This window comes from Enterobacter sp. E14S, from assembly GCF_055666685.1.
Window position 1 is genome coordinate 1 of sequence record NZ_JBVODQ010000043.1, and the last position, 243, is coordinate 243.

Below are 243 nucleotides of genomic sequence, written 5' to 3' on the forward strand. Positions count from 1 at the left end.
GATGGATTGGTGCCTTCGGGAACTCTGAGACAGGTGCTGCATGGCTGTCGTCAGCTCGTGTTGTGAAATGTTGGGTTAAGTCCCGCAACGAGCGCAACCCTTATCCTTTGTTGCCAGCGGTCCGGCCGGGAACTCAAAGGAGACTGCCAGTGATAAACTGGAGGAAGGTGGGGATGACGTCAAGTCATCATGGCCCTTACGAGTAGGGCTACACACGTGCTACAATGGCGCATACAAAGAGAA

At 53.9% G+C, this 243-nt stretch carries 1 rRNA gene; it reads left to right on the forward strand.

Going from position 1 to position 243, the window contains the following annotated elements:
- Positions 1-243, forward strand: a 16S ribosomal RNA gene (locus tag ACZ6J2_RS21915); the annotation flags it as partial.